Here is a 20278-nt window from a genome sequence, read left to right as displayed (position 1 = left end):
ACGCCTCTTTTCACCCTCTCCCTGTGGGAGAGGGCTGGGGTGAGGGCAGCAAACCGCACTACACTACAACTCCTCTTTCACCTGCATTGCCAGCTCAAACGAGTGCAAACGTGCCTGGTGGTCGAAAATCTGCCCGTTAACCATAATCTCATCCGCCTGCGTCTCGCGCAGCACGGCTTCCAGACCGTGACGCACCTTCGCTTTATCACCCACCAGAGACATGCTCAGCGCTTGCTGCACGCCATACTGCTCGGAAGCAGACCACAGCTGGTGCATATTCTCCACCGGTGGCGGCAACTGGCCCGTTTCGCCGCGACGCAGTTTCACAAACGCCTGCTGCATAGAGGTAAACAGGAATTCCGCATCGCGATTGCTGTCGGCGGCAATGATGTTGATACATACCATCGCGTATGGTTTTTCCAGCCGTTCGGACGGTTTGAAATTCGTGCGGTAAAGATGCAGCGCCTGATGCAGCATGTCTGGCGCAAAGTGCGAGGCAAATGCAAACGGCAGGCCGAGCTGCGCGGCCAACTGAGCGCTATACAGGCTCGAACCCAGCAGCCAAACGGGGATCTTCTCACCGTATCCCGGCACAGGGCGCACGTGCGGGTTTGGATCGCGCGCATCGAACCAGTCCACCAGTTCAGCCACATCGCGAGGGAAGTTATCGATATCGCCACTCATATGGCGGCGCAGGGCGCGCATTGTCGGCTGATCGCTACCCGGTGCCCGGCCAAGACCCAAATCAATACGACCCGGATAGAGAGTATTCAATGTGCCAAACTGCTCGGCTATCACCAGTGGGGCATGGTTTGGCAACATAACGCCGCCAGAGCCCAGGTGCAGCGTGGTGGTGTTTGCCGCCAGGTAGCCAATCAGTACCGATGTCGCAGCGCTGGCGATGCCTACCATGTTGTGGTGTTCAGCCAGCCAGTAGCGGTGGTAACCACGCTTTTCGGCTAATTGAGCAAGATCGAGCGAGTGCGAAAAGGCTTCTCTTGCTGAGGCGCCTTGTGGGATCGGTGCCAGATCCAGCACCGAAAACGGAATGGTTTTATTAGTCATAACAGCTCACTTTGTCGACGGTGAATCTTTTAATAGTGCATTAAATATTACTAACCGTTGTTAACAAAGTGAGCTTTTACACTTCATCCTTCACGCTGCCTCTGTGTTGGCTGCGTCTGTTCACCCCAGTCACTTACTTGAGTAAGCTCCTGGGGATTCTCAGACTTGCCGCCTTGATGCAACGTGAATGATGTAGTGTAAATTTACGCCTGAAGCTCCAGCCCGGCGAGGCGTTTCCAGTAGCCGTTACAGTCGCTGTTTGCCGTCAGCGCCAGCGGAGAGGCACCGTTTTCATTGGCACGGAAGGCATCCAGCATTGCGAAGACGTCCGTATCCAGCGGTGACAGGCGCACCACGTCTACCAGCCCTTGCATCGACGCCAGTTCGTTGCCGAGGTTGTAGACATAGCCACTCATGGTCTGAATACCGTTGAGGACAAAGACCTGCTGATTTTCCTGCGACAGCATACTGCGTCCGTTTGGATATTTGATGCAGCAGGTTTCGCATTCGTCTTTCGGGCGGTCTTCAGAGCGAGCGGTAAAACAGCGCGCGGAGTAGGCCAGCGGCAGGTGGCCATAGCTCAACACTTCCACGTCGAACTGGTTACGGATGCCCAGTTCTTCACACTGGTTCAGCAGATTCACCAGCCAGTCGCGGGAGAGTTCGACCGGCATACACCAGCGCGTCATACCTTGTTTCAGCAGCAGACGTAGCGTGACGGCGTTATAGCAGTTCAGGGCATGTCCGGCGACAAACGGCAGTTTACGTTCGGCGCACATGTTCACTACGCCAAGATCGCTTGCCTCTATCAGAAAATCACCGTTTTCCACATAGCGTTTCAGCTCGCCCAGTTCGGATGAAGCCTGAACCAGCGCCAGGGTAGAGAGCACAACCTGCTTGCCGCTTCCCGCCAGGTTTTTGGCCATATCCAGCCAGTCACCTACTTTTGTTGCCCGGCGCTTGCTGCATACCGCCTCACCGAGATAAATCACATCGGCGCTGCTTGTCGCCGCCTGCTGGTAGAAATCTTCCAGCGTCTCTTTTGACCAGTAGTACAGCACTGGCCCTAATGAATATTTCATGGTCTTCTCACTGCCATTTACGGTGATACGCGCCAAGCGTGGTTTGCGTGCCTTCGGACATTGAACCGAGCGTGTCCATCCAGGCGGCTTGCGGCGCATAGTTTTGTGGGTCTGCCATGCAGCGGTCGATGGCCTGACGCCAGACTTTCGCCACCTGGCTCACATAGGCAGGGCTACGCTGGCGACCTTCGATTTTCACGGACGCAATGTTCGCCGCCAGTAATTCTGGCAGCAGCTCCAGGGTGTTGAGGCTGGTGGGCTCTTCCAGCGCATGATAGCGCTCGCCATCGACCAGATAGCGGCCTTTGCACAGCGTCGGGTAGCCGGCGTTTTCGCCATCCTGGTAACGGTCGATCAGCACTTCATTCAGGCGGGATTCCAGCCCTTGCGGCGTTTGCTGCCAGCGCACAAAGCGGGCAGGGGAACAGGCCCCCACGGTGTTCGGGGATTCACCGGTTAAATAAGAGGAGAGATAGCAACGCCCTTCCGCCATGATGCACAGGCTGCCGAACGCAAAAACTTCCAGCGGAACTGGCGTGACGCGGGCGAGTTGCTTAACCTGATGAATAGAGAGCACGCGCGGCAGCACCACGCGGGCCACGTCAAAGTGGCGATGGTAGAAGCGAACGGCTTCTTCGTTGGTGGCGGATGCCTGAACAGAGACATGACGCTCAATATGCGGATAACGTTCTGCTGCATACTCAAGCATGGCGAGGTCGGCCAGGATCAGCGCATCGGCCCCCAGCTGTGCCGCCATGTCCACCGCGCGTTGCCAGCGGGCGTAGCCATCAGGATGGGCGAAGGTATTGATAGCAATATGCAGCTTGCGGCGGTGCTGGTGGACGAAGTTAACGGCTTCCTGAAGCTTTTTCTCCGTAAAGTTGAGGCCAGCAAAATGGCGGGCGTTGGTATCATCTTTCAGCCCGATATATACCGCATCGGCACCATTTTCGATGGCCGCCTTAAGCGCCGGAAGGTTTCCGGCAGGGCAGAGCAGCTCCATAATTTATCCTGATAATCTCGATCTCAGCGATCGCAAAATTGTTAACGAACTGGGATTTTAATTAACCCATACGCGACAATTTTTGATTTAAGGCAGCTAATGGCGTATTGATGGCACCAATAATGGGTCACACCGGACGACGGTTTGTTGATTTACGCCGCTATGTTGGCCTCAGGTTATGGCAAAATAACAGGACTATAGATATCAGGGAGTAAAGCTCGTGCTGGATAAACTGCGTTCACGACTCGTACAATTTGGTCCATCAATGCTGAGCGTGCCGGTAAAACTGACGCCTTTCGCGCTGAAACGCCAGGTTCTGGAGCAAGTGCTGAGCTGGCAATTCCGCCAGGCGTTACAGGAAGGTGAGCTGGAATTCCTTGATGGCCGCTGGCTGAGTATTGAAGTCCGCGATATCGGGCTGCGCTGGTTTACTTCGGTAGAGAATGATCAGCTGATTGTTCGTGAATCTGCTGAGGCAGACGTAAGCTTTAGCGCTAATGCCAGCGATCTGCTGATGATCGCCGCGCGTAAGCAAGATCCCGACACACTCTTCTTCCAGCGTCGTCTGGTTATCGAAGGGGACACGGAGCTTGGCTTGTACGTGAAAAATTTGATGGATGCCATTGAGCTGGAGCAGATGCCGAAAGCGCTGCGCGTGGTTCTGCTGCAAATGGCTGATTTTGTAGAGGCTGGGCTGAAAACCCCGCCTGAAAGTAAACACACTTCAGTAGGTGAGCCATGCTGATTCGAGTTGAAATTGGGATTGATGCACCGGGTATCGATGCATTATTACGCCGTTCTTTTGCGAGCGATGCCGAAGCCGAACTGGTCCACGATCTCCGCGAAGATGGCCTGATCACCCTGGGTCTGGTTGCCACCGATGACGAAGGTCAGGTTGTCGGTTATGTGGCGTTCAGCCCGGTGACGGTTCAGGGTGAGGAGCTTCAGTGGGTGGGAATGGCGCCGCTGGCGGTAGACGAAAGCTACCGTGGCCAGGGCGTTGCCCGTCAGCTGGTCTATGAAGGACTGGATTCGCTGAATGAGTTCGGTTATGCCGCCGTTGTTACGCTGGGTGATCCTGCGTTCTACGGCCGTTTAGGCTTTGAACAGGCGGCACATTACGATCTGCGCTGTCGCTGGCCGGGCACCGAGTCTGCCTTCCAGTTGCATCGCCTGGCAGATGATGCCCTGAACGGCGTAAACGGTTTGGTGGAATACCACGACCACTTCAATCGCTTTTAATCAGGCTCTCGCGTAGCGCCTCAAACGACCCGTCTCCGGCGACGAGGCGCTCTTTCTGGCGCTTCGTCAGTTGTTTGATGCGGTATTCCAGCCTGAGCGCCAGCGAACGGTCGCCCACGTGAGCCGAAAAGGCCAGCCGCAATTCCCCTTTCCCGCGTAGCGCTTTTGCTCCTTTCCCCGTTTGATGTTCCACGAAACGCCGCTCCACATCGGTGGTAATCCCGGTATAGAGTGCATTATCAGCGGTACGGACAAGATAAAGAAACCAGGACACGGTAAACAGATTCAGTATGTTAAGGTGAACGCACCTTAGCATGAGAGACAAGAAAAATGGAAACACTGACGGCCATTAACCGCTGGCTGGCGAAACAACATGTCGTCACCTGGTGTGTTTATGATGAAGGTGAAATGTGGTGTGCGAACGCGTTCTATTACTACGATCCTGAGCGCGTGGCGTTCTACGTCTTAAGTGAAGATAAAACACGTCATGCGCAGATGACAGGCCAGCAGGCGAAGGTGGCCGGTACGGTTAACGGCCAGCCGAAAACGGTCGCCTTGATCCGGGGCGTCCAGTTCAAAGGTGAGATCCGCCGTCTGGACGGTGAAGAGAGTGACGCACAACGCAGACACTACAATCGCCGTTTTCCGGTTGCCATTGCGCTTAAAGCGCCGGTGTGGGAAATCCGCCTCGATGAACTAAAATTTACAGATAACACACTGGGGTTTGGTAAAAAGATCCACTGGCTGCGTCAGGAGTAGGGTATGAGTCAGGTACTAATTACAGGTGCGACCGGGCTGGTGGGTGGGTATCTGCTGCGTATGCTGATTCAGGAGCGAAAGGTGAACTACATCGCTGCCCCCACGCGTCGCCCCCTTGCCTCCATGCCTGGTGTGTTTAATCCTCATGCGCCGAAACTGAGCGATGCCCTGGCTCAGGTGTGCGACCCCATTGATATCGTCTTTTGTTGTCTGGGTACGACCCGCCGCGAAGCGGGCAGTAAGGAGGCGTTTGTCCACGCCGACTACGCGCTGGTTGTGGATACCGCGCTCAGGGCGAAAAAGCTCGGGGCCAAACATCTGGTGGTGGTCAGTTCGATGGGGGCAAACGCAAGCTCGCCGTTCTTTTACAACAAAGTGAAAGGAAAGATGGAGGCCGCGCTGATTGCGCAGAAATGGGAACATCTGACGATTGTTCGCCCCTCTATGCTGCTGGGGCACCGTGATAAACGCCGTTTTAACGAATCGATTTTTGCGCCGTTGTTTCGCATTTTTCCCGGTAACTGGAAATCAATTCATGCGCGTGATGTCGCGCGTGCAATGCTGAAAGAGGCGCTGTCGCCATCGCAGGAGGGCGTTAACATCATCCCATCGGCAAAATTACGTGAACTTGCGCGAGGTGAGGCGTAGTATCTTCGGGCTTATTAACACTCCCTGGGGAATGCTATGACTGGTCAGTCTTCATCTCAGGCGGCAACGCCATTTCAATGGTGGAAACCCGCTCTCTTCTTTCTCGTTGTTATCGTTGGTCTTTGGTATGTGAAGTGGCAGCCCTATTACGGAAAAGCCTTCACTGCCGCCGAAACGCACAGTATCGGCAAATCCATTCTTGCTCAGGCTGATTCCAGCCCGCTTCAGGCGGCGTGGGATTATGCGATGGTCTATTTCCTTGCCGTCTGGAAAGCTGCCGTGTTGGGTGTGCTGTTAGGCTCGCTGATTCAGGTGCTTATTCCGCGTAACTGGCTGGTGAAAACCTTAGGGCAGCCCCGTTTTCAGGGCACGCTTCTGGGAACGATATTCTCTTTGCCAGGCATGATGTGCTCTTGCTGTGCAGCACCTGTTGCCGCCGGAATGCGCCGTCAAAGCGTTTCAATGGGCGGTGCGTTGGCATTCTGGATGGGCAACCCACTGCTGAACCCGGCCACACTGGTGTTCATGGGGTTTGTCCTCGGCTGGCATTTTGCGTTCATCCGCCTTGTTGCTGGGTTATTGACGGTGCTGGTGGTCGCAACGCTTGTGCAGAACCTGGTGAAAGACAAAACGGTCGAACCTGTGTCTGTGGACGTGACGTTCGCCGAGCCACAGGGCAGTTTCTTTGCGCGTTGGGGTAAAGCGCTTTGGCAGCTTTTCTGGAGCACTATCCCGGTGTATATCCTGGCGGTCCTGGTGCTTGGGGCTGCGCGCGTATGGCTGTTCCCTCATGCGGATGGCGCTATCGATAACTCGATGCTGTGGGTCATTGCGATGGCGGTTGCAGGCTGCCTGTTCGTTATCCCGACGGCCGCTGAAATCCCGATTGTTCAGACGATGATGCTGGCTGGCATGGGAACGGCTCCGGCGCTGGCGCTGCTTATCACCTTGCCTGCGATCAGCCTGCCGTCACTTATCATGCTGCGTAAGTCATTCCCGGCAAAAGCGCTGTGGCTGACTGCGGGTCTGGTGACGTTGAGTGGCGTGATTGTGGGGAGTATTGCGCTGATATAAAAAAGCCCGGTGGCGCAAGCGCTTACCGGGCTTACAGTCAGGTTTGGGTTACTTGATGTAAGTAAACGCGGTGGTGACGTGTTTCACGCCGCTTACCCGGCTGGCAATATCGGCAGCGGCTTTCCCTTCACGGTCGGTGACCAGGCCCAGCAGGAACACTTCGCCGTTCTCGGTGGTGACTTTCACGTTAGAGGATTTCACCTGGTCACTGCCCAGTAACTGAGAGCGAACTTTGGTGGTGATCCAGGTATCGGACGATGCGTCTCCCAGACCAATCGGCTGACCCTGACGTACTTCGTTAAAGACTTCCGTCGTGCCCTCTACACCCATCGCAATTTGTTTGGCGCGGGAGGCGAGCTCCATATTTGGCGCCTGGCCTGCCAGCAGCACTTTGCCCTGATACGCCGTTACGTTGATGCGCGCTTCTTTCTTAATTTGTTCGTCTTTCGACAGTGCGCTGTTTACGCGCAGTTCCAGTGTACCGTCATCAACCTGAGTGCCCACGGAGCGAGGATCGGTTGCTGCTTTTGTACCAACGGCTGCGGTACCCACAACGGCCGCAGCAATACATCCCTGAAGTAGCAGTGCAGACATCAGGACTGCGAGGGTCGATAAAGCCTTCATGAATACTCCTTAATCATCCTGGTGAGGGAAAAGCGTGTTATCGATCAGATCGCATAAGCAATTCACCGTAAGCATGTGCATTTCCTGAATGCGTGCGCTGCGATGAGAAGGAATGCGAATTTCCACATCCTGCGGCCCCAGAAGGCCCGCCAGCTCACCGCCGTCATAACCCGTTAACGCCACGATAGTCATATCGCGGGTGACGGCCGCTTCAACGGCTTTGACGATGTCGCGACTGTTACCCCGCGTGGAGATAGCCAACAGAACATCTCCTGCGTGACCCAGGGCGCGCACTTGCTTCGCGTAAATCTCGTCATGCAGACGATCGTTAGCAATCGCTGTTAAGACCACATTATCGGTGTTTAGTGCAATGGCAGGTAAACTAGGTCGTTCTGTTTCAAAGCGATTTATCATGCTGGCAGCAAAATGCTGTGCGTTGGCGGCCGAGGTGCCATTGCCACAACAGAGGATTTTGTTGCCATTAAGCAGGGACTGCACCAGCGTCATCGCTGCGCGAGAAATCGCGTCCGGGAGGGCTTCCGCCGCTGCAATCTGAGTCTGAATGCTTTCTGTGAAGCACACTTTAATTCTTTCGAGCACGTTATCCCTTTAAATCGTATTCAGGTGTCTTCGCCAAACGCGTTTTTCAGCCACTCAATGTTGTTTCCGGTGAAGGCTACCACATCGAACCGGCAATCCACAGTATCAAAGCTCCCATTATGGCGGGCAAGCCACAAGAGGGCTGTCTGTAATAATTTTTGTTGTTTGGCGGGCGTCACGCTGGCGGCAGCGCCACCAAATTGCGATGACTGCCTGAAGCGTACTTCGACAAACACGGTCGTTTGACCGTCTTTCATAATGAGATCGATTTCGCCGCCTCGTCCACGAACGTTGGCGGCGATAAAGCGCAGTCCCTTGCCTTCAAGCCAGCGACGCGCTTTAACTTCCCACGCGTCACCGGTTTGTTTACGGCTTAACTGGCCGGGACGATCTGCCCCTGCTGGTATTTGAGCCATGATAACTTCCTGTTAATCACGCAGTCCTGAGTGGCGGTCAAATCACCGGTGTTGCCGTTGAGTTCGAACCCTGGCACCTGGCGCATCTGAGTAAAGTGGTTTGCCAGCGCCCATGCATCAACACCCATGGCATACAAGCGAGCCAGAGAGTAGTCGTTACGCACGGCGCCCAGCGCCTGCTGCATCAGTGCCGGGTTGCTGCCCGCCAGCATTGGAATTTCGCTGTATTGCAGGCCTTCCATTTCCAGACGGAAATCCGGGCCAGCCGTGCCTTGCGCGCTGCGAGAGCTGGCGTACAGTGTTGCACCGCTCTGGCTACCGTTACGCATGGCGATCATCGGTTTGATGAACGCGATCTCTTCCGGGGTTGCGACGATGTAAGCGGCATCAACTTTACCGCCACCGCTGATTTGGGCGTCGGTCGGTGGGGCAGGGATATTCAGGCCGCCAATGGTGACACCCTGTTGTTGTGGCAGGCTTGCTGAAACCGGGCTGCCGCTGAGCGAAATGCCCGCGCCGCCGTTGACACCGCCTCTCAGCTCAGACACTGAGCCAAATTTCTGCTGTAAAACAATGCCGCCGCCCAGCTTCTGCCACTCTTGTGCAAATGCTGTCGCCACGCGGTCACCCAGCGTGCTGCGCGGAATGAGCAGCAGTGGCGCTTGTTTACCCTGCTCGTGGATATGGCGCGCCGCGTCGCGGGCTTCATCTTCCGGGGAGAGTGCGAAGTAGCAGATATTCGCGCGGTTCTGAACTTGCTCTGGCTGGTTAAGCGCCAGGACGTTCAGGGTGGTGTTGCTTTTCATCAGCTCATCGACGTTGTTTTTCAGCAGTGGGCCAACCACGATGCTGGCGCCGTCCTGCTGAACCTGCGCCAGAACCTGATCGAGCGGCTGTGAGCTGGTGTCGTAGATTTTCAGCTCTGCACCCGGGTTCGCACCGGTTGTCGCCACAGCCTGAGGCTGTGCTGCCGGTTGTTGCGCCGGGGTCTGAGGTTGTTCAGTCACCTGCGGCTGTGTAGTTGTCGCAGGTGCTGCCTGGGTTGCAGGTGCAGCCGGCGTTGCCGCTGGTGTCTGTACCGGGGCCGCTGCTGGTGCAGTCGCGGCTGGCGTTGTTGGCGCCGTGACTGGGTTTTGCATCGTACCCTGGGCAGGCGTTTGTGCCGTTGTCAGGTCGCTGGTTTCCGCAGCTGAAGGGCTGACCACGGTGTTGACGTTAGCGGCCTGAGCAGCCTGCTCTGGCACGGCATTGCCTGCAACGGCCGTTGTGCCGTTTTTCGCCGCTTCAAAACCCTGCTGGATCGCACGACTAAACACCGCTGCCTGGCCGTTTAACGGCAGCAGCAAGGCGATTTTGCTGGTGGAAGCAGGTTTAAAGTTCTGCACGTTAACCAGCTGGGTTGGCAGCATTTTCGCGCCAGGGTTTTGCGGGTAGCGGGTTTGCCAGTCGGTAATACCGGCTTTCAGCATGTTTGGATCGTTGCGGTTGTTAAACCACATTTGTTGCAGATCCAGCCAGCCCTGCAAGACGTTTTCGTCCGCGTTGATCACTAGCTGTTGCGCTTGTTCCTGCGTCATTGAGGAGAGCGCCAGCCAGGTGGCATCGATATTTTTCTGCTTGTCGGCACCGCTCAGCAGCGGCTCCTGGGCGATCAGAGCGCGCAGCAGCGGCAGGGAAGCACGCCCCTGTTCAGCGGTGATACCGGCCTGCCAGAAACGCGCCTGCTGGTTTTTATCCAGCGCGCTGACGTCAATGTCGCCGAGGATCTTTTTGGCGGCCGCATAATCTTTCAGCGCCACTTTCAGCTCAGCTGAAAGCAATACCTGTTCACGACGCTGTGTGTCGTTAAGATCTTGCGGAAGCTGGTTGAACAGTTCGGCTGCCTGCTGGGTTTTACCTTCTTTCAGCAGTGCACGAATGGCGAGTAATTGCCAGTTGGTCTTGGTATCATTTGAGCTCTGCGACATTTGTTGCAGATAAAAGCCAGAATCAGCCTGCGCGGATCCCTGCATATGGGCAGCGCTTTGATCGGGCGCCTGGGTGCCACAGCCGGCAAAGATCAGGGCTGCCAGCAGCAGAGGCACGCTGCGCGCGGCTTTTGTTCGAAGAAACGTTAACGGTACCATACTGTATCCAGTGATTTTTTTTACGCAATGCTCAATATTAAATCGGCAATACGGACTAAACAATGAAACAACACGAAACGGCAGATAATTCTCAAGGCCAGCTTTATATTGTACCTACTCCTATCGGGAATTTGTCTGATATTACCCAACGTGCCCTCACTGTATTGCAAGCCGTTGATTTAATTGCTGCTGAAGATACCCGCCATACCGGTTTACTGCTGCAACACTTCGCCATTAACGCCCGAATGTTTGCCCTGCACGATCACAATGAGCAACAAAAAGCTGACACGCTGGTGGCGAAATTGAAGGAAGGGCAGAACATCGCCCTGGTGTCCGATGCCGGAACGCCGCTGATTAACGATCCTGGCTACCATCTGGTGCGTACCTGCCGCGAGGCAGGCATTCGCGTTGTGCCATTGCCGGGGCCGTGCGCCGCGATTGCCGCATTGAGCGCGGCGGGGTTGCCGTCCGATCGTTTCTGCTATGAAGGCTTCCTGCCGGCGAAATCAAAAGGCCGCCGCGACGTATTAAAAGACCTGGAAACCGAACCGCGTACGCTGATTTTCTATGAATCAACCCACCGTTTGCTGGAAAGCCTGGAAGATATGGTCACCGTCTGGGGTGAAGCCCGCTACGTGGTGCTGGCGCGTGAGCTGACGAAAACCTGGGAAACCATCCACGGCGCGCCGGTCGGCGAACTGCTGGCATGGGTAAAAGAAGACGAAAACCGTCGTAAAGGTGAGATGGTACTGATTGTTGAAGGCCACAAAGCGGAAGAAGACGCACTGCCTGCCGATGCCATCCGCACCCTGACGCTGCTGCAAAGCGAGTTGCCACTCAAGAAAGCGGCTGCGCTGGCGGCGGAAATTCACGGCGTGAAGAAAAATGCGTTGTATAAGTACGCGCTGGAGCAGCAGGGGGAGTAAGGCCCCTGCGCCTGTTTTCGCCGGGTGACGCTATGTTGACCCGGCATGCAAACCGACATCCCTGTTTTAGTTCCCTGGCGTCGCCTCAAACACCAGCGTTTCCAGCGGCTGCAGCGTAATCACCACCGCATTCTTATACTCACCCGGTACGGTAGCGTTACTGCCGTAAACCGCTTTCAACGTAAACTGTGTTGCACTGCCTGCCGGGATTTCAAAGTCTTTTGCCAGATCCAGATAGTAGCTTTGCGGTTTATCCGACGGGTTACGCAAACCCAGGATCGCTTTGGCTTTGCTCCAGGATGCCCAGCCGTAAGCCTGAAGCGCTGTTGGATCCCCGCCAATCCAGTGCGTATCCACCAGCACGCTGGCGTTATCACGTGACCATTTCGCTGCCTGCGCAAGGGTATCCCACTTCACCTTGTTCAGCATTGATGGGGTGATATACAGCTCCTGTAGCTGGGTTCCGGTGGCGAAGTAGCTCCAGACCTGGTCGGCAAAATCGCTGTCCGTTTGCACTTTCTCAAGGCCGTAATAGGCATTCTCCGCACTGACGATGCCGTGATACATCAGCGAGTTGAGCGGGAACAGCGGACCTTTGCGCACAATGGAGCGGTAGGTTTCGGCATCGCGATAGGTCATCCACTGCTGAACAGGTGTGCCGGGGCCATACAGGTTGATGTCATCGCCCTGACGCCAGATGGAGTCAGCGTATAACAGCCAGGACGGGCTGGCGTCAGTGCCGGTGGTCAGGTTGATAAACAGATTCGGGTTCGCACTGCGCATATTATGCAGCAGGGCGATTGAGGCATCAAAATCTGAGGCGAACTGGCTGCCCTTGATATGCGAGTTAGCGTTGCCCATTCCGTCGAGCTTAAACGAGGTAATGTGCTCGTTTTTAATCAGCTTAATGATCTGCTCGTTGAAATTTTTATAGTAGTTCGGGCCTGACAAGGCCAGTTTCCCGTCCACGGTTTCGAAGCCGTATTCCTTCGCATGTGAAACGCGAATGTCGCGTGGTTTGTTGTAGCCGCCCCACGGTGAAAGCCACAGTCCGATTGAGCTGTGCAGGCTATCGGCTTTTTCCCGGACTTTGCCAAAGCCGTGGCTGAACGCCGGGCCAAAAAGCCAGCGTCCGGTGCGGTCGTCCCAGCCGTCATCCAGCAGGAACGCATCCAGCTTCACGCCGCGACCGGTAATGAATTCTTTATTCCACTCGTTCATGCGGCCCAGCACATCCTGCTCCGTGTACGGATTAAAGAAACCTATATCCATCCAGCTGTTGTAGTGCAGGTAAGGTTTGTACGGACGGGGACGCACTGCATCGATAAACAGGTTTACGCTGCGGCGCAGCTGGGTGGTTTCCGGGAAAGTACCGAAGTAGGTGGTGTAACTGACCGGCGTCTCCGGCTGAATTGGCGTTTTCAACTCGACGTTGAGATTGGTCGTCGCTTCATAGGCGTAGGTATTCACAATGGGCTTATCCGGCAGGATAAAGAATGAATCAGCAACGATCGGCGAGCTGTTGATTCCCCCGTCAACGTAAGGTGCCTGCGACTGCTTTTTGGTAGGGAAGAAGGTGATTTTCGCCACGTCTCGCGGCTGACCGACTGCCGCAATGGTGTAGTCGATGCTGGCATATTTTCCCTTCACCAGATTCAGCTTCACCGTTACGTTAAAATCCGGATGGGTAAAGTCGATGACAATCGCATTGTCCTGTTTCTCTACGTGCTTGATTTTAAAATCCGCGGTGTGGATTTTGGTCTCATCCGGCAACGTTAAAAAGAATAGCTCCTGTGGCGAGAGCTGGTGATGGGTGTTTTTGTCTTTCACCACTACCACTGAACTGGAGTCATCAAATGAGAGGGCGATGTTGTCATTATCCAGCGCGTAGTTCGCCGCCAGCGCGCCATGAGAAACACACAGGGCAAGCATCGAGAGTGTGAGCACTTTTTTCATTAGGGTAAGATTCCTTATTAGTAATGCTTCAGCATTCGGTTGATGGATTGTTCCAGCCAGTAGCGCTGAGTGCCGAAGTTGATACGCAGGTAGTTCTCGCCGTTTTGCACGTAGTGGCTGCCGTCTTCAATGACGACACCGGCCTGTTGGGCAAAATGTTGGGTCAACTCTGTGGCGCTACGGTCGTCTGCGCTGACGTCTATCCAGGCCAGATACGAGGATTCCGGGTTCATCATTTTCCAGGCCGGGAAGTGGGTCTGTATGGCATCCGCAAGGTAGCGGGCGTTACCGCGCAGATACCCGTTTAGCGCGTCGAGCCACGGCAGACCGTGCTGGTAAGCCAGGATAATTCCCCACACGCCAAACATGTTGGGTGAGGTAATGGAATTCCTCTCAAGCTGTTTGCGGAAACGCTGGCGCAGCGAAGCATCCGGGATCATCGAGTAGGAGGTTTTCAGCCCGCCGAGATTGAACGCTTTGTTAGGGGACGTCAGTACAATTAGGTTGTCCTGTGCGGCACAGCCAGGGGTCAGACAGCTGACGAATTTGCCGTCGAGCAGGTGCTCGGCATGAACTTCGTCGACTACCAGAATGGTGCCGTAGCGCTTACAGAGATCGGATACCTGGCGTATCTCATCCGCACGCCAGATCCGGCCCGAAGGATTATGCGGCGAGCAGAAGAGCCACAGCTTTGGACGGTGGGTTTTGAGCTGCGCTTCGACCAGATTAAAATCGAGCTGGTAGCGGTTTTCCTCCACACTAAGCGGGTTAGCAAGTACCTGCACGCCCTGGCGCTGCGTCGCCATTGCAAAAGGATCGTAGACCGGCGTGTTCATCATCACGCTGTCGCCAGGCTCACAGAACGCCTGCACCGTGTAGTGCAGCGTGGAAACGGTGCCGTAGGTCAGCGTGATCCACGACTTCTCCACCTCAACCTGATGGCGGGTACGCTGGAAGGCGATAACCGCGTCGTAGAATTCGTCGAAGCACCAGGTATAGCCGAAGGTGCCATGTTCCACGATGCGCTGGAAACCCTCAATGACGGTGGGCGGTGAGGTGAAATCCATGTCTGCGATCCACAGCGGGATAAATCCCTCCGGGACGTCACCGAAGCGCGAGCAGACAAACGCATGATCCCACTTGCGGCACTTATCGCTTTTACGCTCGATGATTTTGTCGAAATCAAACACAACTACCCCCTGTTAAATTAAGGCTTCAATGCCGGTTTTGACGCTCTGGACCTGCGGGCCGATGATCACCTGAACGCTATGGGCATCAAGCACCACCACCGACAGCGCACCAGCCTCTTTCAATGCCTGCTGGTCGAGAAGGCCCATCTCTTTCACCACCAGACGCAACCGGGTGATGCAGTTATCGAGCGACTCAATGTTCTCTTTGCCACCGAGCGCACGCAGAATAAGCCCATGATCGTATTTCGATTTTCCGCGCGCGCGGGTGTTAGCCTCCACGGCCTGTAGCGCGCCCTGAGTATCCACTTCACGACCAGGCGTTTTGATATCGTGCTTGAGGATGTACCAGCGGAAGACGAAGAAGTAGATGGCAAACCAGGCAATACCGACCGGGAACAGCAGGTACCATTTGGTCGACATTCCCTGCATCACGCCGAAGATCAGCAGATCCAGAATTCCACCGTCGGTGTTGCCGATGGTGACGCCCAACAGGGCCATCACCATCAGGGCCAGGCCAGACATCACGATGTGGAAGGCGTACAGCGCAGGGGCAATAAACAGGAACAGGAATTCAATCGGTTCAGAAATACCGGTGACGACGGAAACCAGCACGCCGGAAAGCAGCAGCCCTTTAATCACTGGGCGGTTCTCCGGACGAGCGGTGCGATAGATGGCGTAAGCCACCGCTGGTAAGCCGAAGATAAAGGTCGGCATAAAGCCCTGCGACAGGAATGCGGTGACGTGCGGGCTAAACGGCAGACCGGCTTTCAACTCGGCGTAGAAGATATTCAGCGCACCGGCGACCTCATGACCATTCACCATCTCAATGCCGCCCGCCGGGGTGAAACGCACCATCGCCAGCAGGATGTGGTGCAGGCCAAAAGGTTTAAGCAACAGCACGCCGACGCCATACAGAAATGGCCCAAAAACGCTGGTGCTTTGGATGACATGACCGATTCCGGCAATCCCCAGCGCCACGTATTCCCACAACAGGGGAATGGCCAGACCGACTAACGAAAGGGTGAGGGCGGTGATAATTGGCACGAAGCGAATGCCGCTAAAGAAAGCGAAAGCATCGTGTAAGACCGTATCCTGAAAACGCTCGTGCAAGAAATAGGTGATGACGCCAACCACGATGCCGCCCAGCACGCCCATCTCCAGGGTTTGGATCCCCAAAACGATCGATTGCCCAACCTGTCTCATTGTCGCGGCATCAGCAAGTTGGTGGGTTGCGGTCAGGTAATAGTTGATGCTCATGTTCATCAGCATATAGCCAACAAACCCGGCAAACGCGCCCACGGCCTTGTTGCGTTTCGCAAGGCCCATCGGAATCGCCATGGCAAACATTAGCGGCAGGTAGGTAAAGGCAAAGCCGCCGACCATGGCAATAAAACCAAAGGTGAGCTGCGTTAATTCGCCGCCCAGAAAGGGAAAACTCTTGATGGTGGAAGGGCTGGTAACAGAGCTACCGATACCTAACAGCAGACCCATAAAGGCCAGCAGGGAGACCGGGAACATAAAGGTCTTTCCCAGGCTTTGAAAAAACTCCCACGCTTTCGATTTAAACGACTTTTCCTGTGTCATGTAGGGACTCCTCGGATTTTTAGGATAAAGGAAGGCGCTGTCCGGCTTAAGGAGGCGCCTTCATATTTGCGAGGCTTATAGTTATTTTTTAGGTATTGATGTAATGGGCGATGGGATCAGGCTTCAGCCGGAAGCAGTAACCGGTTTGCGGAACCACAAACGGTGATTTTGCTTCTGACCACTTCTTTCATGGCGTCCATGCCAACCCGCATGTAGAAGCGTGGATCGTTGCCCTGCGGATTTTCGGCAAACCAGGCTTTGACCGCGTCAGAGAAGGCGATTTTCAGCTCGGTTGCTACGTTGACTTTGCAAACGCCCAACTCGATGGTGCGGCGAACAAACTCATCGGGGACATCGCTCGCGCCGTGCAGCACCAGCGGCACAGTGACGACTTCGCGGATTTCAGCCAGCCGCTGAAAGTCGATTTTTGGGCGTTTGGTATAGAGGCCGTGCGCGGTGCCGATGGCAACGGCAAGGCTATCTACACCGGTCAGTTCGACAAAGCGTTTCGCTTCCTGCGGGTCGGTCAGGAAGGCGCTTTCAGCGTCCACGCTCATGTCATCTTCCACACCGCCCAGACGGCCCAGTTCGGCTTCGACGCTACAGTCGTTGAGATGGCAGAAATCGACGACGGATTTCACCAGCTTCACGTTCTGTTCAAACGGATAGTGGCTACCGTCGATCATCGCGCTGCGCACACCGGCGTTGACCTTGCGACGAATATCGTCCAGCGATTCGTGATGGTCGAGATGCAACGCCAGCGGCATGTCGTAAGTGAGGGAGTAAGCGCTGCACAGGGCGTAGATCTCTTCGAGCGCAATATGCTTAAAGGTGCCCGGCGTGCCCGCGAGGATCACTGGAGATCGCATTTCGCTGCACACTTCGAGGATCGCCTGGATCGTCTCTGCGTTATGAATATTGAACGCCGGAACGGCATAGCCTTTTGCCTGTGCATCCTGCAGAAGATATTTCGTCGAGATGATACTCATAATCAGATCCTCATTAAGCCTGCCATGGATGAATAACAACGCCCTGCACCACACGGTTAACCGTACCGCTGGCGGATGGTGTATCTGGCGTGTTGCCTACGCTGAGCGACTGCGTGAGCGCAAAGACCTGGGCGTACATCAGGAAGCAGAACGCCTGTTCCATATCGATAAACGGACGGGAAGGTGGCAGCAGGATATGGGGGCCCGCTTCAATCACTGGATCCGTAACGGCGGCAATGGCCACGACGCGCATGGCCTGGCGATCGCGACGCAGTTCGGCCAGCAGATCCAGATCGTACTGACGCGTGTACGGATGGCTGGAGACATACACCACCACCAGCGTTTCGTGGTCTACCAGCGACTTAGGCCCGTGACGGAAGCCGGTTGGGGAGTCGTAGAATGCCGCCAGCTTGCCTGCAGTCAGCTCCAGCACCTTCAGCGCTGATTCGCGCGCAGCACCTTGTAATCCTCCGCTTCCCAGATAAACGATCCTTTTCCAGGGCTCGTTGCCAAAGACGCCGTGGCTAAAATCGCCGAGCGAGACGAGGATCGCCTGGCAGCGATCGGCGACGTCGCGGAAGGTTTTGCTGTTGATCGTTTCCGGCGCGAAGACCGCCAGACAGCTCGCCATCATGGTGGTTATGCTGCTGGTCATGGCAAACCCGCGATCGTGCGTTTCGGCAGGCATCAGCAGGGCAAACGCGTTCTCGCTGTCGACGGCGTTCTGGTACAGGTTGCCCGCCTCATTGCAGGTGATCGACAGGTGGTAGCACTCCGGCACAAACTGGTTTGCCAGCTCAACCGCCGCCACGCTTTCCGGGCTGTTACCGGAGCGCGCAAAAGAGACCAGCAGCAGCGGATGCGTCGCGCTAAGGTAATCCATCGGGTTCGTGACCAGATCGGTTGTGGGTACGGCGGTGATGTTTTTCCCGGTTTGGCTTGCGAGCCACGGTGCAATGATGTCGCCGATAAAGGCCGAAGTGCCTGCGCCGGTCAGGACGATCCGCAGATCGTTCTTGTTTAGCAGCGGCGTCAGGAAGCTGTCGATCGCTGAACGCAGGCTATCGATATTCGTGAGGGAGCGGATCCAGCAGGAGGGCTGTTGACGGATCTCTTCTTCAGTCCATGTGCCTGTTGTGGCGGAGGTGGGGGTGTACGTTTCTTGCATAACTCAGTCCTTAGTCGCGTGAATTCCACATCAGATGCCTGGCAAATATGTCGCTATCTTTCGTTTCGTTTCACTTGTTCACTTAAGCAGTTAAATAAAATCTATAGAAAAGAAATCGAAAGTTCAATGAAAGAAAAGAAATAAACCGAAAAGTGTGATCGTGAAAGAAAAGGCTGAATAGAAGGAAAGGAAAAGAAAGGCCTTACGATTGGGTTTCGTAAGGCCAACAGGAGACACAATGAAAGGGCTAAAGGGGAAGAGCCTGACCCTGAATCCAGATCTGCTGAAGGTGTAAACCACCGTCCAGAGCAATAAGATTTGCACGTTTACCCGGTGCTAGCGATCCGAGCTGGTTAGCGATACCCAGAAGCCGGGCAGGGTGCAGCGATGCCATATGGATAGCATTTTCAGCAGTGATGTCCGCGTGTTCCACCATATTGCGTACGGCAGCATCCAGCGAGAGCGTACTCCCCGCCAGGCCACCGGCGGCAGTACGCACGACACCGTTTTGCATGCTGACCTCTTCCCCACACAGGGTGTAGTGCCCGTCCGGCATTCCTGCAGCCTGCATCGCATCAGTAATCAGCACTATTCGATCTTTTGCACAGCAGCAGCACAGGCGCATGGCACCCGGATGGACGTGATGTCCGTCGCCTATAAGCTCCAGCCAGGCTCGTGTGTCCGTAAGCCCTGCGCCAACCATCCCGGGCTCCCGGTGATGTAGCCCGGTCATGCCGTTATAACAGTGCACCAGGCCATCCGCGCCCGCGTCAAAAGCCGCAAGAGTTTCCGCGTAGGTGGCCCCACTGTGACCTAACATGACGCGTATACCGCGTTGTTTCAGGTGCTGAATTGCCTGCAACGCGCCGGGTTTTTCTGGCGCAAGCGCCACCACGCGTAGCGTGTTTTGCGAAACGTCGGACAGGGCGTTCAGCTCAGCAATATCCAGTTCCCGAAATAGCGCCGGCGGGTGCGCCCCTTTGTTTAGCGGCGTAAAATACGGGCCTTCCAGATAGCTGCCCAGTACTTCCGCGCCAGGCCCTCCGGACAGAGTGCGCCGGGCAATTCGCCGGAGTGCGCCATGGATAGCCTCAAGCGGCGCGGTGACGGTTGTGGGCAGAAATGCGCCCACCCCTTCACGCGCTTTATGCTTCGCCAGGGTATCCAGTACGTCAGGTGCATCATCCATCACGTCCACGCCCGCGCCGCCGTGAACGTGAATATCGATATACGCGGGGCAAAGCAGTTCGGCATCCCGCACCGCTATGCCCGTAGGGATGGGCTCAATCATGGTGATGACGCCATCGTTAATGCGTAGCTGGTGGTCGTCGAGCCAGCCCTGCTCGGTGAGCACACGACGAGCGCGTAACAGCTGGCTCATATCCCTTCCTCTGCCGGGGCTTCTTCGCGGCAGCGTCCAAGCTCATCTACCAGGCTGGTCAGCCCGCGGTGCCCACACTCCAGCGCCTGTAAACGAAACGCTTCACTGCTTAATCCGTCACGCTCCAGCACCATCTCCAGAAGGAGTTGCAGGTTAGTGCCGGTTATCACTTCGCGGCCCGGTTTCTGCATGGCCAGAATTGAAGCCACGCGGAACGGCGTGCCGCCCAGCAGGTCAGTGAGAAACACAATATCGTGCTGCTCGTCGAGCCCGTTTACCGCCTGTTCCAGCTGCTCAGTCAGTCGAGCGGTGGTGGAGGTTTCAGGAAAATCGATGGCGATAAACTGCGGTTGCTCGCCAAGGATCTGCTTCATCGCCTGCTCAAGCCCGCTGGCAAAACCACCGTGACCCGTCAAAATAATGCCTAACATCGCAACCTCTTTGC

General features: G+C 55.6%; 21 protein-coding genes. 6 read left to right on the top strand and 15 right to left on the bottom strand.

Going from position 1 to position 20278, the window contains the following annotated elements; all coding sequences use genetic code 11:
- Window positions 1-63: 63 nt before the first annotated feature.
- The 3 genes from F3J30_RS17295 to F3J30_RS17285 form a co-directional block, all read right to left on the bottom strand.
- The gene (locus F3J30_RS17295; RefSeq protein WP_166718027.1) at window positions 64-1065 is read right to left on the bottom strand and encodes a luciferase-like monooxygenase; all 1002 of its coding nucleotides are present in this window, start codon (window positions 1063-1065) and stop codon (window positions 64-66) included.
- A 203-nt stretch (window positions 1066-1268) separates the two neighbouring features.
- Window positions 1269-2147 (bottom strand): U32 family peptidase, encoded by an 879-nt coding sequence (locus tag F3J30_RS17290; protein WP_014071893.1) that lies wholly within the window; start codon window positions 2145-2147, stop codon window positions 1269-1271.
- A gap of 7 nt (window positions 2148-2154) precedes the next feature.
- Entirely contained in the window at window positions 2155-3150 is a 996-nt protein-coding gene (locus tag F3J30_RS17285; protein ID WP_014071892.1) for a peptidase U32 family protein, read from the bottom strand.
- Window positions 3151-3370: 220 nt separating this feature from the next.
- Here F3J30_RS17285 and F3J30_RS17280 point away from each other — a divergent pair, with 220 nt between their 5' ends.
- Entirely contained in the window at window positions 3371-3895 is a 525-nt protein-coding gene (locus F3J30_RS17280; protein ID WP_014071891.1) for an SCP2 domain-containing protein, read from the top strand.
- Window positions 3889-4392 carry an N-acetyltransferase gene (locus F3J30_RS17275; RefSeq protein WP_166718026.1) on the top strand — a complete coding sequence of 168 codons (504 nt, stop codon included), beginning with the start codon at window positions 3889-3891 and terminating at the stop codon, window positions 4390-4392. The genes F3J30_RS17280 and F3J30_RS17275 overlap by 7 nt, the downstream gene beginning before the upstream one ends.
- On the opposite strand, the gene F3J30_RS17270 is transcribed toward F3J30_RS17275, so the two are convergent.
- On the bottom strand, window positions 4379-4708 hold the full coding sequence (locus tag F3J30_RS17270) for a GIY-YIG nuclease family protein (RefSeq protein ID WP_166718025.1): 330 nt from the start codon (window positions 4706-4708) through the stop codon (window positions 4379-4381). The two genes, F3J30_RS17275 and F3J30_RS17270, sit on opposite strands and share 14 nt — an antisense overlap.
- Window positions 4709-4722: 14 nt before the next feature.
- Between F3J30_RS17270 and F3J30_RS17265 the strand changes: the two genes are divergently transcribed.
- From F3J30_RS17265 to F3J30_RS17255, 3 genes are read left to right on the top strand one after another with little or no spacing between them, the layout of a single operon-like run.
- The gene (locus F3J30_RS17265; protein WP_166718024.1) at window positions 4723-5151 is read left to right on the top strand and encodes a YhbP family protein; all 429 of its coding nucleotides are present in this window, start codon (window positions 4723-4725) and stop codon (window positions 5149-5151) included.
- A gap of 3 nt (window positions 5152-5154) precedes the next feature.
- A complete protein-coding gene (locus tag F3J30_RS17260) occupies window positions 5155-5799 on the top strand; it encodes an NAD(P)H-binding protein (protein ID WP_014071887.1) in 645 nt (214 codons plus the stop codon).
- 36 nt (window positions 5800-5835) lie between these two features.
- Window positions 5836-6873 carry a permease gene (locus F3J30_RS17255; RefSeq protein ID WP_166718023.1) on the top strand — a complete coding sequence of 346 codons (1038 nt, stop codon included), beginning with the start codon at window positions 5836-5838 and terminating at the stop codon, window positions 6871-6873.
- Between the two features lie 48 nt (window positions 6874-6921).
- Here the strand turns inward: F3J30_RS17255 and dolP are convergent, their stop codons facing one another.
- Genes dolP through F3J30_RS17235 form a run of 4 tightly spaced genes read right to left on the bottom strand, consistent with a single transcriptional unit; the run spans window position 6922 to window position 10639 of the window.
- A complete protein-coding gene (gene dolP / locus F3J30_RS17250) occupies window positions 6922-7497 on the bottom strand; it encodes a division/outer membrane stress-associated lipid-binding lipoprotein (protein ID WP_014071885.1) in 576 nt (191 codons plus the stop codon).
- Window positions 7498-7506: 9 nt separating this feature from the next.
- Window positions 7507-8097, bottom strand: a complete 591-nt coding sequence (diaA, locus tag F3J30_RS17245; RefSeq protein ID WP_003861754.1) for a DnaA initiator-associating protein DiaA — start codon at window positions 8095-8097, stop codon at window positions 7507-7509.
- 20 nt (window positions 8098-8117) lie between these two features.
- Complete coding sequence (locus F3J30_RS17240; protein ID WP_166718022.1) at window positions 8118-8513, bottom strand: YraN family protein; 396 nt, start codon at window positions 8511-8513, stop codon at window positions 8118-8120.
- Window positions 8471-10639, bottom strand: coding sequence for a penicillin-binding protein activator (locus F3J30_RS17235; protein WP_166718021.1), 2169 nt, complete (start codon window positions 10637-10639; stop codon window positions 8471-8473). The genes F3J30_RS17240 and F3J30_RS17235 overlap by 43 nt, the downstream gene beginning before the upstream one ends.
- Before the next feature lie 62 nt (window positions 10640-10701).
- On the opposite strand from F3J30_RS17235, the gene rsmI reads away from it, so the two are divergent.
- Complete coding sequence (rsmI, locus tag F3J30_RS17230; protein ID WP_014071882.1) at window positions 10702-11565, top strand: 16S rRNA (cytidine(1402)-2'-O)-methyltransferase; 864 nt, start codon at window positions 10702-10704, stop codon at window positions 11563-11565.
- 66 nt (window positions 11566-11631) lie between these two features.
- Here the strand turns inward: rsmI and F3J30_RS17225 are convergent, their stop codons facing one another.
- The 7 genes from F3J30_RS17225 to agaF all read right to left on the bottom strand — a co-directional run bounded on the left by F3J30_RS17225 (window position 11632) and on the right by agaF (window position 20264).
- Window positions 11632-13521, bottom strand: coding sequence for an enterotoxin (locus F3J30_RS17225; RefSeq protein ID WP_166718020.1), 1890 nt, complete (start codon window positions 13519-13521; stop codon window positions 11632-11634).
- A gap of 17 nt (window positions 13522-13538) precedes the next feature.
- Window positions 13539-14711 (bottom strand): PatB family C-S lyase, encoded by a 1173-nt coding sequence (locus tag F3J30_RS17220; protein ID WP_166718019.1) that lies wholly within the window; start codon window positions 14709-14711, stop codon window positions 13539-13541.
- Window positions 14712-14723: 12 nt separating this feature from the next.
- Window positions 14724-16295, bottom strand: a complete 1572-nt coding sequence (gene malX, locus F3J30_RS17215; RefSeq protein ID WP_014071879.1) for a maltose/glucose-specific PTS transporter subunit IIBC — start codon at window positions 16293-16295, stop codon at window positions 14724-14726.
- Between the two features lie 116 nt (window positions 16296-16411).
- The gene (gene kbaY, locus F3J30_RS17210) at window positions 16412-17284 is read right to left on the bottom strand and encodes a tagatose-bisphosphate aldolase subunit KbaY (protein ID WP_148243359.1); all 873 of its coding nucleotides are present in this window, start codon (window positions 17282-17284) and stop codon (window positions 16412-16414) included.
- A gap of 13 nt (window positions 17285-17297) precedes the next feature.
- The gene (locus tag F3J30_RS17205; protein ID WP_166718018.1) at window positions 17298-18452 is read right to left on the bottom strand and encodes an SIS domain-containing protein; all 1155 of its coding nucleotides are present in this window, start codon (window positions 18450-18452) and stop codon (window positions 17298-17300) included.
- A gap of 247 nt (window positions 18453-18699) precedes the next feature.
- A complete protein-coding gene (gene nagA / locus F3J30_RS17200; protein WP_166718017.1) occupies window positions 18700-19833 on the bottom strand; it encodes an N-acetylglucosamine-6-phosphate deacetylase in 1134 nt (377 codons plus the stop codon).
- The gene (agaF, locus tag F3J30_RS17195) at window positions 19830-20264 is read right to left on the bottom strand and encodes a PTS galactosamine/N-acetylgalactosamine transporter subunit IIA (RefSeq protein WP_166718016.1); all 435 of its coding nucleotides are present in this window, start codon (window positions 20262-20264) and stop codon (window positions 19830-19832) included. Before agaF ends, nagA begins: the two co-directional genes overlap by 4 nt.
- Between the last annotated feature and the right edge of the window lie 14 nt (window positions 20265-20278).

This window comes from Enterobacter sp. Tr-810 (genome assembly GCF_011752765.1).
GTDB lineage: Bacteria > Pseudomonadota > Gammaproteobacteria > Enterobacterales > Enterobacteriaceae > Enterobacter > Enterobacter soli.
This window is presented reverse-complemented; position numbering and strand designations above follow the sequence as displayed.